Origin of the sequence: Pseudomonas sp. NyZ480, assembly GCF_029537255.1 — a bacterium.
Taxonomy (GTDB): domain Bacteria; phylum Pseudomonadota; class Gammaproteobacteria; order Pseudomonadales; family Pseudomonadaceae; genus Aquipseudomonas; species Aquipseudomonas taiwanensis.
Genome location: NZ_CP120626.1, coordinates 1,029,018 through 1,042,700, shown reverse-complemented (window position 1 = coordinate 1,042,700; position 13,683 = coordinate 1,029,018). Strand labels below are relative to the sequence as shown.

Genomic DNA, 13,683 nt, shown 5'->3' with positions numbered 1-13,683 from the left:
TGTCAGTGGAGTGTTCCCGCCATGTGGCAAAGCTATTTGAACGGTATGTTGGTGGCCTTCGGCCTGATCATGGCCATCGGCGCGCAGAATGCGTTCGTCCTGGCCCAGAGCCTGCGCCGGGAGCATCACCTGCCGGTGGCGGCGCTGTGCATCGTGTGCGATGCGATCCTGGTCGCCGCCGGTGTGTTCGGCCTGGCCACGGTGCTGGCGCACAATCCGACGCTGCTGGCGATTGCCCGCTGGGGTGGCGCGCTGTTCCTGCTCTGGTATGGCGCCAAGGCGCTGCGCAGCGCCTGCTCGAAGCAGAGCCTGCAACATCAGGAAGGCCAGGGTATGCGCTCGCGCCGAGCGGTGTTGCTCAGTGCCTTGGCGGTAACGCTGCTCAACCCACACGTGTACCTTGACACCGTACTGCTGATCGGTTCGCTCGGTGCCCAGCAAACTGTGCCAGGCGCCTACGTGGCCGGTGCGGCCAGTGCTTCACTGGTGTGGTTCTCGACCCTGGCCCTGGGCGCGGCCTGGCTGGCCCCCTGGCTGGCACGCCCAACAACCTGGCGCCTGCTAGACCTGATGGTAGCGGTGATGATGTTCGCGGTGGCGGCGCAGTTGATCTTCAACTGAGCCCAGCGCCTGCAGGACCTGGCGTGCCAGTGATGAGGCCGGTGCTGGCAACCGCTCTGGAACCTCTATTCCCTATCTTTGTCGCGTGGTTATGCGCGGGGGCTGGTGCTATGATCCTGCCCTCGCGTCGCAAAGAGTACATACTCGCTGACGCCTACCGGGCCGCCCGTGATCGGCCTTGCGCAAACCGCGAACTAGACCTGAATCAGGAGATCCACCATGGCTTTTGAATTGCCGCCGCTGCCGTACGCCCATGATGCCCTGCAGCCGCACATCTCCAAGGAAACCCTGGAGTATCACCACGACAAGCACCACAACACCTATGTCGTGAACCTGAACAACCTGGTCCCAGGCACCGAATTTGAAGGCAAGACCCTGGAAGAGATCGTCAAGAGCTCTTCGGGCGGCATCTTCAACAACGCCGCTCAAGTCTGGAACCACACCTTCTACTGGAACTGCCTGTCGCCAAACGGCGGTGGCCAACCGACCGGCGCCCTGGCTGACGCCATCAACGCCGCCTTCGGTTCCTTCGACAAGTTCAAGGAAGAGTTCACCAAGACTTCCGTCGGCACCTTCGGTTCCGGTTGGGGCTGGCTGGTGAAGAAGGCCGACGGCTCCCTGGCCCTGGCCAGCACCATCGGCGCTGGCTGCCCGCTGACCAGCGGCGACACCCCGCTGCTGACCTGCGACGTCTGGGAGCACGCCTACTACATCGACTACCGCAACCTGCGTCCGAAGTACGTCGAGGCGTTCTGGAACCTGGTCAACTGGGCCTTCGTTGCCGAGCAGTTCGAAGGCAAGACCTTCAAGGCCTGATTCAGGCTTGTCCGAAAAACCCGGCCCAGCGCCGGGTTTTTTATTGGGCTCAGCGTTGACTTCGATGCATGCCGTGAGTGGTGCGGGGCATGTCAGATCGAGCACCACCCGCGCGGTGCATCGCGAGCAAGGCTCGCTCCTACGGTTGTTTCACGCCAATCAAGGTAGGAGCGAGCCTTGCTCGCGATGCTTTTTTGTTCGCCGATATGGGGCCGGTGCAGGATCGAGCGCCGCTTACGCGACGCATCGCGCGGGCGGCGCTCGATCTCATAACCGCTCGCATTTTCCCTCATGTCCGAATACATGCCTCCCCCTCTTGCTCCCCTCGCATAGCGCGCTAACATCAAACGTCTGGAATGTTGATGCAGCGCACTCAAGTCGCATGGCAGCGCAACCGATACACTGCTCAGGACGGAACCCGCAATGAGCCGCCGCGACTCGCGAACTGCCCGTGGCAACCGGCCGATAGTGTATTGCCAACGTTGATGGCAAAATGATGCCATGCGCATGGATTAAGGAAACCCCATTGAAGCTGGAATTGCGGAACAGCTTGTCGGTCAAGTTGCTCAGGGTCGTGCTGCTGTCGGCGTTGGCGGTCGGCGTGGTTCTCAGCTGCGCGCAGATCGTCTACGACACCTACAAGACCCGCCAGGCCGTGAACAGCGATGCCCAGCGGATCCTCGACATGTTCCGCGATCCATCGACCCAGGCGGTGTACAGCCTCGACCGGGAAATGGGCATGCAGGTCATGGAGGGGTTGTTCCAGGACGAGTCGGTGCGCATGGCCTCGATCGGCCACCCCAACGAAACCATGCTGGCCGAAAAATCCCGCCCACTGCGCGACATGTCGATGCGCTGGCTGACCGACCTGATCCTCGGCCAGGAACGCACCTACACCACCCAACTGGTTGGCCGCGGCCCCTACAGCGAGTACTACGGCGACCTGAGCATCACCCTCGACACCGCCGCCTATGGCGAAGACTTCCTGATCAATGCGGTGATCATCTTCATTTCCGGCGTACTGCGCGCCCTGGCCATGGGCCTGGTACTGTACCTGGTCTACCACTGGCTGCTCACCAAGCCATTGTCGAAGATCATCGACCACCTGACCCAGATCAACCCCGACCGCCCCAGCCAGCACCAGATACCGCTGCTCAAGGGCCACGAAAAGAACGAACTGGGCATCTGGGTCAACACTGCCAACCAGCTGCTGGCCTCCATCGAGCGCAATACCCACCTGCGCCATGAAGCCGAGAACAGCCTGCAGCGCATGGCCCAGTACGACTTCCTCACCGGCCTGCCCAACCGCCAGCAACTACAGGAACAGCTGGACAAGATCCTCGTCGACGGCGGCCGCCTGCAGCACCGCGTAGCGGTACTGTGCGTGGGACTGGATGACTTCAAGGGCATCAACGAGCAATTCAGCTACCAGGCGGGCGACCAACTGCTGCTGGCCCTGGCCGACCGTCTGCGCGCCCATAGCGGCCGTCTCGGTGCCCTGGCGCGCTTGGGCGGCGACCAGTTCGCCCTGGTCCAGGCCAATATCGAGCAGCCCTATGAGGCGGCCGAGCTGGCGCAGAGCATCCTCGACGACCTGGAAGTGCCGTTCGCCCTCGACCATCAGGAAATCCGCCTGCGCGCCACCATTGGCATCACTCTGTTCCCTGAGGATGGCGACAGCACCGAAAAACTGCTGCAAAAAGCCGAACAGACCATGACCCTGGCCAAGGCACGCTCGCGCAACCGTTACCAGTTCTACATCGCCAGCGTCGACAGCGAGATGCGCCGACGCCGCGAACTGGAAAAAGACCTGCGCGAAGCCCTGTCGCGTAACCAGCTGTACCTGGTGTACCAGCCGCAGATCAGCTACCGCGACAACCGGGTGGTGGGTGTGGAAGCGCTGCTGCGCTGGCATCACCCCGAGCTGGGCATGGTCCCACCGGACCAGTTCATCCCCTTGGCCGAGCAGAACGGCAACATCATCGCCATCGGCGAATGGGTGCTCGACCAGGCCTGTCGCCAATTACGCGAATGGCACGACATGGGCTTCAGCGATCTGCGCATGGCGGTGAACCTGTCCACCGTGCAACTGCACCACAATGAACTGCCACGGGTGGTCAACAACCTGCTGCAGGCCTACCGCCTGCCGCCGCGCAGCCTGGAGCTGGAAGTCACCGAGACCGGCCTGATGGAAGACATCAGCACCGCTGCCCAGCACCTGCTGAGCCTGCGTCGTTCCGGCGCGATGATCGCCATCGACGATTTCGGCACCGGCTACTCCTCGCTCAGCTATCTGAAGTCGCTACCGCTGGACAAGATCAAGATCGACAAGAGCTTCGTCCAGGACCTGCTGGACGATGACGACGATGCCACCATCGTTCGCGCCATCATCCAGTTGGGCAAGAGCCTGGGCATGCAGGTGATTGCCGAAGGCGTGGAAACCGCCGAGCAGGAAAGCTACATCATTGCCCAGGGCTGCCATGAGGGCCAGGGCTACCACTACAGCAAACCGCTGTCCGCGCGTGAACTGGTGAGTTTCCTCAAGCAGGCGCAGCGCAACCACGTATCGGCGCTGTAACACCGCTCCCCTCTGGTTACAGGCCGTGACCTGCATTTACATGAATTGCATGCTGGCCTCTTTACAGCAAATGCAAATCTTTCGCATGATGTTACGCTTTCGCGTGCCACGGCACACGGCCTAACCCATGGTCCAACTCCACGACGCAGGAAACCAACAATGATTCGAATGCCTCTGGCCTCCGCCAGTCTGCTGGCCATCGCCATCGCTCTCGCCGGTTGCGGTGAAGGCAAGGATGACAAGGCTGCCGCTCCGCAAGCTCAGGCACCTGCTGCCGCCAGCACCGCTGCAGCAGCGCCGGGGGCTGTCGACGAAGCGGCCGGCAAGGCCGTGGTCAAGCATTACACCGAGATGGTCTACGCCGTGTACAGCGACTCGTTGAGCACCGCCAAGGCCCTGCAGACCGCCGTCGAGGCATTCCTGGCCAAGCCCAACGACGAAACCCTCAAAGCCGCCAAGGCTGCCTGGGCCGCCGCGCGCGTTCCGTACCTGCAGAGCGAAGCCTTCCGCTTCGGCAACACCATCATCGACGATTGGGAAGGCCAGGTTAACGCCTGGCCCCTGGACGAAGGCCTGATCGACTATGTCGACAAGAGCTACGAACACGCCCTGGGCAACCCGGCCGCCAGCGCCAACATCATCGCCAACACCCAGATCCAGGTGGGCGAAGAGAAGGTCGACGTCAAGGACATCACCCCGGAGAAACTGGCCAGCCTGAATGAGCTGGGCGGCTCCGAAGCCAACGTCGCCACTGGCTACCACGCCATCGAATTCCTGCTCTGGGGCCAGGACCTCAACGGCACCGGCCCAGGCGCTGGCAACCGTCCAGCCTCCGACTACCTGGAAGGCAAAGGCGCCACTGGCGGCCATAACGAGCGTCGCCGCGCCTACCTGAAGGCCGTCACCGAACTGCTGGTCAAAGACCTCGAAGAGATGGTCGGCAACTGGGCGCCGAACGTCGCCGACAACTACCGCGCCAAGCTAGAAGCCGAGCCTGTCAACGACGGTCTGCGCAAGATGCTGTTCGGCATGGGCAGCCTGTCGCTGGGTGAACTGGCGGGCGAGCGCATGAAGGTTTCCCTGGAAGCCAACTCCCCTGAAGACGAGCAGGACTGCTTCAGCGACAACACCCACTACTCGCACTTCTATGACGCCAAGGGCATCCGCAACGTCTACCTGGGCGAGTACACCCGTCCCGACGGCACCAAGCTGACCGGCCCAAGCCTGTCGGAACTGGTGGCCAAGGTCGATCCGGCTGCCGACGCCACCCTCAAGGCCGATCTGGAGGCCACCGAGGCGAAGATTCAGGTCATCGTCGACCATGCCCTCAAAGGCGAGCACTACGACCAACTGATCGCCGCCGACAATGCTGCCGGCAACCAGATCGTGCGCGACGCCATCGCCTCGCTGGTCAAGCAGACCGGTGCGATCGAACAGGCCGCTGGCAAGCTGGGTATTGCCAACCTGAACCCGGATACCGCTGATCACGAGTTCTGATTCAGCAGTGGCAATGTGGGAAGAGGCGGCCTTCGGGTCGCCTTTTTCGTTCACACCCATTTCATCTGGCAATTGCAAATTGCTCTTATTCAAACTTCCCTGGTTTGCTAAGCTTGCACGCCGGTTTTTCGCTCACGCCCAGGATTCTCGATGTCCTTGACGCTGTCCCGACTTTCCCCTCTGCTGCTGGCCTTCGCGCTCACCGCCTGTGACGACGCCCCGCGCTTTACCCAGGCCGAGCCCGGCGAAGCGCTGTCCGCGGGTCAAGCGACCGTGCAGCGTAGCGACCGCAACGCCTTTTCGATGCCGTCGGCAAACCTGTCGCCCGAGCGGCGCCTGGACTTCAGCGTCGGCAACAGTTTCTTCCGCAACCCCTGGGTGATCGCTCCCTCCACCACCACCGCACGTGATGGTTTGGGCCCGCTGTTCAACACCAATGCCTGCCAGAACTGCCATGTCCGTGACGGACGCGGCCACCCGCCCGGCCCGGATGACAGCAATGCGGTGTCGATGCTCGTGCGCCTGTCGATTCCCGACCAACCCTACCTGGCCAAGGAAATCGAACGCCTGGGCGTGGTGCCCGAGCCAGTCTATGGCACCCAGTTGCAGGACATGGCCATCCCCGGCGTGGCACCAGAAGGCAAGGTGCGCGTGAGCTACGACCGCCAGACCGTGACCTTCGAGGACGGCCACCAGGTCGAACTGCGCAAGCCGACCTTGCAGATCACCCAGCTTGGCTATGGGCCGATGCACCCCGATACACGCTTCTCCGCCCGTGTAGCGCCGCCCATGATCGGCCTCGGCCTGCTCGAAGCCATCCCCGAAGCCGACATCCTGGCCAATGAAGACCCCGATGACCGCAACCGCGACGGCATCCGTGGCCGCGGCAACCGGGTCTGGGACGACGCACAGGGCAAACCGGTGCTTGGCCGTTTCGGCTGGAAAGCCGGCCAGCCCAACGTCAACCAGCAAAATGTGCACGCCTTTGCTGGCGACATGGGCCTGACCAGCACCTTGCAACCGAAGGACGACTGTACCTCGGCGCAAACCGCCTGCTTGTCTGCGCCCAATGGCGACAGCGCCAATGGCGAAAAGGAAGTCAGCGACAACATTCTGCGACTGGTCACGTTCTATACCCGCAACCTCGGCGTGCCAGCCCGACGCAACGTGGATGCGCCGCAGGTACTGGCCGGCAAGAACCTGTTCTTCCAAGCCGGTTGCCAAGGCTGCCACACCCCTCAGTTCACCACAGCCACCAATGCTGCCGAGCCGGAACTGTCGGGCCAGGTCATCCGCCCCTACAGCGACCTGCTGCTACACGACATGGGCCCCGGCCTTGCCGACGAGCGCACCGAGTTCGCCGCTAACGGCCAGGATTGGCGCACGCCGCCGCTCTGGGGCATCGGCCTGACCGAAACGGTCAGCGGCCACACCCAGTTCCTGCACGATGGTCGTGCCCGAAACCTGCTCGAGGCCGTGCTCTGGCACGGTGGCGAAGCCGAGGCGGCACGCAACCAAGTGCTCACCTTCAATGCCGAACAGCGCGCTGCGCTGTTGGCTTTCCTGAATTCACTTTAACGCGTAAGGACCCGGCATGTTCCGACCCAAACTGTTGTTCACCAGCCTCGCCGCACTCGCCCTGGGCGCCTGCTCGCCGCAGGATCCGCAGGCAATCACCTCCGCCGCGATCGCCAAGCAAGTGATCCTGCCCACCTACAGCCGCTGGGTCGAAGCCGACCGCCAGCTGGCTGCCAGCGCCCTGGCCTATTGCGAAGGCAAGCAGTCCCTGGAGGCCGCCCGCGCCGACTTCCTCAATGCGCAGAAGGCATGGGCCGAACTGCAGCCGCTGCTCGTCGGCCCGCTGGCCGAGGGCAACCGGGCCTGGCAAGTGCAGTTCTGGCCAGACAAGAAGAACCTGGTCGGTCGCCAGGTCGAGCAATTGCTCAGTGGCGACAAGCCGGTCGACGCCGAAGCCCTGAGCAAGGCCAGCGTCGTGGTCCGTGGCCTGTCGGCTTACGAATACATTCTGTTCGACAGCAAGCCGGACATCGCCACGGCCGAGCAGAAAGCCCGCTACTGCCCACTGCTGGTGGCCATCGGCGAACACCAGAAGGTGTTGGCCGAGGAGATCCTCAAGACCTGGAACAGCACCGACGGGATGCTGTCGCAGATGACCAAGTTCCCCAACCAGCGCTATGCCGACTCCCACGAGGCCATCGCCGACCTGCTGCGCGCCCAGGTCACCGCCCTGGACACTCTGAAGAAAAAGCTCGGCGCACCGATGGGCCGTCAGAGCAAGGGTATCGCCCAGCCGTTGCAAGCCGAAGCCTGGCGTAGCCACTCCTCGCTCAAGAGCCTGGAAGCCAGCCTGAAAGCTGCCCAAGCGGTCTGGGTCGGGGTCGACAACCAGGGCCTGCGCGGTCTGCTGGGCAGCGATCAGAAAGCGCTGGTGGAAAAGATCGACGACGCCTACGCGACGTCGCTCAAATTGCTGGCCGACAATCACAAGACACTGGGTGAGCTGCTTGCCGACGAAGCTGGCCAACAGACCCTCAACCAGATCTACGACAGCCTCAACGTCGTCCACCGCCTGCACGAAGGCGAGCTGGCCAAGGCGTTGAACATCCAGCTTGGCTTCAATGCCAACGACGGTGACTGATCATGCTGCGACGCCAGGCACTCAAACTCGGTAGCGTATTGCTCAGCGCCCTTACCCTGGGCGGTTGGAGCCTGCTGCGCAACAAAGGCAGCGAGCCCCTGCTGCTCTCGGCGCGTGACGATGGCGACGGCAAGCACTATGCCGTCGGGTTTCGCCTGGATGGCACCCAGGTGTTCAGCACCCAGGTCGCCCAGCGTTGCCATGCCATCATCAACCACCCCGAGTTGCCGATAGCGCTTTTCGTCGCCCGGCGTCCTGGTACCGAAAGCTACCTGGTCGACCTGCGCGACGGGCGTCTGTTGCAGACCGTCACCTCACAGCCGAACCGTCACTTCTATGGCCATGCAGTCATTCACAAGGATGGCCAATGGTTGTACGCGACGGAAAACGACACCACCGACCCAGGTCGGGGCGTGCTGGGTATCTATCGCTTCGAGGGCGAGCGCCTAGTGCATACCGGCGAGATCCCGACCCATGGCATCGGCCCGCATGAGGTGGCCTGGCTGCCAGATGGCGAAACCCTGGTCGTGGCCAACGGCGGCATCCGCACCGAAGCCGAGAGCCGGGTCGAGATGAACCTTGATGCCATGGAGCCCAGCCTGGTGCTGATGCAGCGTGACGGCACCCTGCTGAGCAAGGAAACCCTCGCCCAACAGATGAACAGCGTGCGCCACCTGGCGGTGGGCAGCGACGGTACCATTGCCGCCTGCCAACAGTTCATGGGCGATGCCACCGAGACCGCCGAGCTGCTGGCGATCAAGCGTCCGGGCGAGCCGTTCAAGGCCTTCCCGGTGCCGGAACGCCAACTCCAGTCAATGGCCCAATACACCGCCAGCGTGGCCATCCATAGCGACCTGCGCCTGGTGGCGTTGACCGCGCCTCGGGCCAACCGGCTGTTCATCTGGGACCTGGACAGCGGCGCGGTCAAGCTCGATGCGCCGATGCCCGATTGCGCCGGTGTGGGTGCGGTGCAGGACGGTTTCGTCGTGACCTCCGGACAGGGCCGTTGCAGGTTCTATGATTGCCGCAAAGCGGAACTGATCGGGCAGCCGATGAACCTGCCTTCGGGCTTCTGGGACAACCATCTGCACCTGGCTTGATACCTGTGCTGCCCCCATCGCCACGGTTGGTCGCCAAGACCCACCGTGGCGATGGGGGCGGCACAGCCACGACACTCCCCTTCCCCGCCCGTCGAAAACAGTCAATACTTCCCCCATCGCACGTGGGCAGGATCGCCCGTTGTCGTGTCAAAGCGAATAACAACCACCTATCCAAGGAAGTGGACCTATGCTGCGCCGCCGCATGCTTATCATGTTGGCCGTCGTTGTGCTGATCGTGCTGGCCTTGGGGGGCATCAAGGCGTACTCGATCTATCAACAGATCCAGGTGTTCTCTGCGCCCAGGCCACCGATCACCGTGGCTGCCACCCTGGCGGAAGAGCGCCAGTGGCAGACACGCCTGCCTGCTGTGGGCAGCCTCAAGGCATGGCAGGGAGTCGAGCTGAGCCTGGAGCAGTCCGGTACGGTCAAGGCCTTGCACTTCGACTCCGGCCAGCAGGTCAAGGCAGGGCAACTCCTGCTGCAACTGGACAGCGACCAGGAAGCCGCTCTGCTGGGCACGGCTCAGGCTGACCTGGCCCTGGCCAAGGTTGATTACGGACGCGGCAGCCAGCTGGTGGGCGACTCAGCCATCTCTCGGGGCGAGTTCGACCGCCTGACGGCCCAGTACCGGCGCAACCAGGCAGTGGTCGACCAACTCAAGGCCTCCCTGGCGAAAAAGAGCATCAACGCCCCCTTCAGTGGCACCATCGGCATTCGCCAGGTCGATGTCGGTGACTACCTGGCCAGCGGCACGGTGATCGCTACCCTGCAAGACCTGAGCAGCCTCTACGTCGACTTCAACGTGCCCGAGCAAGCTTTACCGCAACTGAGCCTGGGCCAGCAGGTGCTGGTACAGGTGGCGGCGTACCCAGGCCAGACCTTCCCCGCCAGCCTAAGCGCGATCAACCCCAAGGTCGATGAGGACACCCGCAACCTGCTGGTGCGCGCCACCATGGCCAACCCGGACGGCAAGCTGCTACCGGGCATGTTCGCCAACCTGCTGGTGTTGTTGCCCAACCCACAACTCCAGGTAGTGGTGCCTGAAAGCGCCATCACCTACACCCTCTACGGCAACTCGGTGTATGTAGCCACCCCGAAGAAGGACAAGGACGGCAAGATCGAGCACGATGCACAAGGCCACCCGCAACTGACTGCCGAGCAACGCACCGTGCAAACCGGCGAGCGTCGCGACGGCGTGGTGGTGGTCAGCAAAGGCCTTGCGGCCGGGGAGCAGGTGGTCACCGCCGGGCAGCTCAAGCTCACGCCTGGTGCGGCCATCCGCATCGGCCAGGACACCGCGCTGCGTCCCGCCCAAAGCGCCCCGCCCGCGGACTGAACAGGAGTCAGGCATGGCATTCACCGACCCGTTCATCCGCCGCCCGGTACTGGCCTGCGTGGTCAGCCTGCTAATTCTGCTGTTGGGTTTCCAGGCCTGGAGCAAACTGCAGATCCGCCAGTATCCTCAAATGGAGAATGCCCTGATCACGGTGACCACCGCCTACCCCGGGGCCAACGCCGAAACCATCCAGGGCTACATCACCCAGCCCCTGCAGCAGAGCCTCGCCAGTGCCGAGGGCATCGATTACATGACCTCGGTCAGCCGGCAGAATTTTTCGGTCATCTCCATCTACGCGCGCATTGGTGCCGACAGCGACCGCTTGTTCACCGAGTTGCTGGCCAAAGCCAACGAAGTGCGCAACAAACTGCCACAAGACGCCGAAGACCCGGTGCTGAGCAAGGAAGCCGCCGATGCTTCCGCGCTGATGTACATCAGCTTCTACAGCAAGGAGATGAGCAACCCGCAGATCACCGACTACCTGTCACGGGTCATCCAGCCCAAGCTCGCCACCCTGCCAGGCATGGCCGAAGCGGAGATCCTCGGTAACCAGGTGTTTGCCATGCGAATCTGGCTCGACCCTGTGAAGCTTGCCGGTTTCGGCCTGTCGGCCACTGACGTGACCGACGCCGTGCGCCGCTACAACTTCCTCTCCGCTGCCGGCGAAGTGAAGGGCGAATACGTGGTCACCAGCATCAACGCCAGCACCGAGTTGAAGTCAGCCGAGGCGTTCGCCGCCCTGCCGGTGAAGACCAACGGCGACAGCCGGGTGCTGCTGGGGGATGTGGCGCGGGTCGAGATGGGTGCGGAAAACTACGATACGGTCAGCTCGTTCGACGGCACCCCGTCGGTGTACATCGGTATCAAGGCCACCCCCGCTGCCAACCCGTTGGACGTGATCAAGGAAGTGCGTCGCATCATGCCCGAGCTGGAGAGCCAGTTACCTTCGGCGTTGAAAGTGTCGATTGCCTACGACGCAACGCTGTTCATCCAGGCCTCGATCGACGAAGTGATCAAGACCCTTGGCGAGGCAGTGCTGATCGTCATCGTGGTGGTGTTCCTGTTCCTCGGTGCCTTGCGCTCGGTGCTGATCCCCGTGGTGACCATCCCACTGTCGATGATCGGCGTACTGTTCTTCATGCAGATGATGGGCTACTCGCTCAACCTGCTGACCCTGCTGGCGATGGTGCTGGCCATCGGGCTGGTGGTGGACGATGCCATCGTCGTGGTGGAAAACATCCACCGACACATCGAGGAAGGCAAGTCACCGTTCAATGCGGCGATAGAAGGCGCACGCGAGATCGCCCTGCCGGTGGTGTCGATGACCATCACCCTGGCTGCCGTCTATGCCCCCATCGGCTTTCTGACCGGGCTGACCGGGGCACTGTTCAAGGAGTTCGCCCTGACCCTGGCCGGTGCGGTGATCATCTCGGGCATCGTCGCCCTGACCCTGTCACCGATGATGTGCGCGCTGCTGCTGCGCGCCGATGCAAACCCCAGCGGCCTGGCCCACCGGCTGGACGCCCTGTTCGAGCGTCTGAAAGTCCGCTACCAGCGAATGTTGCATGCCACCCTCGACAGTCGGCCCGTGGTACTGGTGTTCGCGGTGATCATCCTGTGCCTGATTCCGGTGCTGCTCAAATTCACCCAGAGCGAACTGGCCCCCAACGAGGACCAGGGGGTGATATTCATGATGAGCAGCTCGCCGCAACCGGCCAACCTCGACTACCTCAATGCGTACACCGATAGTTTCACGCCAATCTTCAAGACCTTCCCCGAGTATTACTCGTCATTCCAGATCAATGGCTTCAACGGCGTGCAGACCGGCATCGGCGGCTTCCTGCTCAAACCCTGGAACGAACGCGAGCGCACCCAGATGGAGTTGCTGCCGCTGGTACAAGCCAAGCTCGAAGAGATTGGTGGCTTGCAGATCTTCGGCTTCAACCTGCCGTCGCTGCCCGGCACCGGCGAAGGCTTGCCGTTCCAGTTCGTGATCAACACAGCCGGTGACTACCCTGCCCTGCTGGAGGTTGCCGAACGGGTCAAGACTCGCGCTCAGGCCTCGGGAAAATTCGCCTTCCTCGATATCGACCTGGCCTTCGACAAGCCTGAAGTGCTGGTCGACATCGACCGGGCGAAGGCGGCTCAAATGGGTGTTTCCATGGAGACCCTCGGCGGTACCCTGGCGACCCTGCTGGGTGAGGCGGAAATCAATCGATTCACCCTCGAAGGCCGCAGCTACAAGGTGATCGCCCAGGTCGAGCGGCCCTACCGCGACAACCTTGGCTGGTTGAACAGTTACTACGTAAAGAACGAACAGGGCCAGATGCTGCCGCTGTCGACCTTGATCACCCTGAGCGACCGCGCCCGCCCACGCCAGCTCAACCAGTTCCAGCAGTTGAACTCGGCGATCATTCAGGGCGTCCCGATGGTCAGCATGGGGGAAGCGCTCAAGACGATGCAGGATATCGCCCGTGAAGAAGCACCGGACGGTTTCGCCTTCGACTACGCCGGGCAGGCCAGGCAGTTCGTCCAGGAAGGCAGCGCACTATGGGTTACCTTTGGCTTGGCGCTGGCAATCATCTTCCTGGTGTTGGCTGCACAGTTCGAGAGTTTCCGCGACCCGCTGGTGATCCTGGTAACGGTACCGTTATCGATCTGCGGGGCGTTGCTGCCGCTATTCCTGGGTATTTCGAGCATGAACATCTACACCCAGGTCGGGCTGGTGACCTTGATCGGGCTAATCAGCAAACACGGCATCCTGATCGTCGAATTCGCCAACCAGTTGCGTGAGGAACGCGGCTTGAGCGTGCGTGAGGCCATCGAGGAAGCGGCGGCCATTCGACTGCGGCCAGTGCTGATGACCACGGCGGCGATGGTGTTCGGCATGGTGCCGCTGATTCTGGCGACCGGAGCCGGGGCGGTAAGCCGTTTTGACATCGGTACGGTGATTGCCACCGGGATGTCGATTGGCACGCTGTTTACCTTGTTTGTGTTGCCTTGTATCTACACCTTGTTGGCGCACAAGGCGAAGGCCAACGAGCCCGCATTAACCTGATCCGGCCTCTTCGCAGGC

Annotated in this window: 10 protein-coding genes; 9 read left to right on the top strand and 1 reads right to left on the bottom strand. The window is 62.6% G+C overall.

Annotation, left to right across the window (positions count from 1 at the left end):
* Positions 1 to 21 precede the first annotated feature (21 nt).
* Both P3R38_RS04685 and P3R38_RS04680 read left to right on the top strand, forming a co-directional pair.
* Positions 22 to 621, top strand: coding sequence for a LysE/ArgO family amino acid transporter (locus P3R38_RS04685; RefSeq protein WP_023378872.1), 600 nt, complete (start codon positions 22 to 24; stop codon positions 619 to 621).
* 219 nt (positions 622 to 840) lie between these two features.
* Positions 841 to 1,437 carry a Fe-Mn family superoxide dismutase gene (locus P3R38_RS04680; protein WP_003255187.1) on the top strand — a complete coding sequence of 199 codons (597 nt, stop codon included), beginning with the start codon at positions 841 to 843 and terminating at the stop codon, positions 1,435 to 1,437.
* A gap of 92 nt (positions 1,438 to 1,529) precedes the next feature.
* On the opposite strand, the gene P3R38_RS04675 is transcribed toward P3R38_RS04680, so the two are convergent.
* Positions 1,530 to 1,742: a hypothetical protein gene (locus P3R38_RS04675; RefSeq protein WP_158664653.1), complete on the bottom strand. Its 213-nt coding sequence runs from the start codon at positions 1,740 to 1,742 to the stop codon at positions 1,530 to 1,532.
* 221 nt (positions 1,743 to 1,963) lie between these two features.
* Here P3R38_RS04675 and P3R38_RS04670 point away from each other — a divergent pair, with 221 nt between their 5' ends.
* From P3R38_RS04670 to P3R38_RS04640, 7 genes are all read left to right on the top strand, one after another.
* Entirely contained in the window at positions 1,964 to 4,015 is a 2,052-nt protein-coding gene (locus P3R38_RS04670) for a bifunctional diguanylate cyclase/phosphodiesterase (protein ID WP_023378871.1), read from the top strand.
* Positions 4,016 to 4,174: 159 nt separating this feature from the next.
* Positions 4,175 to 5,512 (top strand): imelysin family protein, encoded by a 1,338-nt coding sequence (locus P3R38_RS04665; RefSeq protein WP_023378870.1) that lies wholly within the window; start codon positions 4,175 to 4,177, stop codon positions 5,510 to 5,512.
* Positions 5,513 to 5,662: 150 nt separating this feature from the next.
* The gene (locus P3R38_RS04660) at positions 5,663 to 7,090 is read left to right on the top strand and encodes a di-heme oxidoredictase family protein (protein ID WP_277686869.1); all 1,428 of its coding nucleotides are present in this window, start codon (positions 5,663 to 5,665) and stop codon (positions 7,088 to 7,090) included.
* A gap of 16 nt (positions 7,091 to 7,106) precedes the next feature.
* On the top strand, positions 7,107 to 8,171 hold the full coding sequence (locus P3R38_RS04655) for an imelysin family protein (RefSeq protein ID WP_023378868.1): 1,065 nt from the start codon (positions 7,107 to 7,109) through the stop codon (positions 8,169 to 8,171).
* A gap of 2 nt (positions 8,172 to 8,173) precedes the next feature.
* Entirely contained in the window at positions 8,174 to 9,271 is a 1,098-nt protein-coding gene (locus tag P3R38_RS04650; protein ID WP_104882134.1) for a DUF1513 domain-containing protein, read from the top strand.
* 187 nt (positions 9,272 to 9,458) lie between these two features.
* Positions 9,459 to 10,607, top strand: coding sequence for an efflux RND transporter periplasmic adaptor subunit (locus P3R38_RS04645; protein WP_186598805.1), 1,149 nt, complete (start codon positions 9,459 to 9,461; stop codon positions 10,605 to 10,607).
* 13 nt (positions 10,608 to 10,620) lie between these two features.
* The gene (locus P3R38_RS04640; protein ID WP_277686868.1) at positions 10,621 to 13,665 is read left to right on the top strand and encodes a multidrug efflux RND transporter permease subunit; all 3,045 of its coding nucleotides are present in this window, start codon (positions 10,621 to 10,623) and stop codon (positions 13,663 to 13,665) included.
* Positions 13,666 to 13,683 lie beyond the last annotated feature (18 nt).

Coding starts and splice junctions, on each gene's coding strand:
- P3R38_RS04680 (WP_003255187.1), top strand. CDS start 841: ATGGCTTTTGAATTGCCGCCGCTGCCGTACGCCCATGATGCCCTGCAG.
- P3R38_RS04665 (WP_023378870.1), top strand. CDS start 4,175: ATGATTCGAATGCCTCTGGCCTCCGCCAGTCTGCTGGCCATCGCCATC.
- P3R38_RS04645 (WP_186598805.1), top strand. CDS start 9,459: ATGCTGCGCCGCCGCATGCTTATCATGTTGGCCGTCGTTGTGCTGATC.
- P3R38_RS04675 (WP_158664653.1), bottom strand. CDS start 1,742: ATGTATTCGGACATGAGGGAAAATGCGAGCGGTTATGAGATCGAGCGC.
- P3R38_RS04685 (WP_023378872.1), top strand. CDS start 22: ATGTGGCAAAGCTATTTGAACGGTATGTTGGTGGCCTTCGGCCTGATC.
- P3R38_RS04655 (WP_023378868.1), top strand. CDS start 7,107: ATGTTCCGACCCAAACTGTTGTTCACCAGCCTCGCCGCACTCGCCCTG.
- P3R38_RS04660 (WP_277686869.1), top strand. CDS start 5,663: ATGTCCTTGACGCTGTCCCGACTTTCCCCTCTGCTGCTGGCCTTCGCG.
- P3R38_RS04650 (WP_104882134.1), top strand. CDS start 8,174: ATGCTGCGACGCCAGGCACTCAAACTCGGTAGCGTATTGCTCAGCGCC.
- P3R38_RS04640 (WP_277686868.1), top strand. CDS start 10,621: ATGGCATTCACCGACCCGTTCATCCGCCGCCCGGTACTGGCCTGCGTG.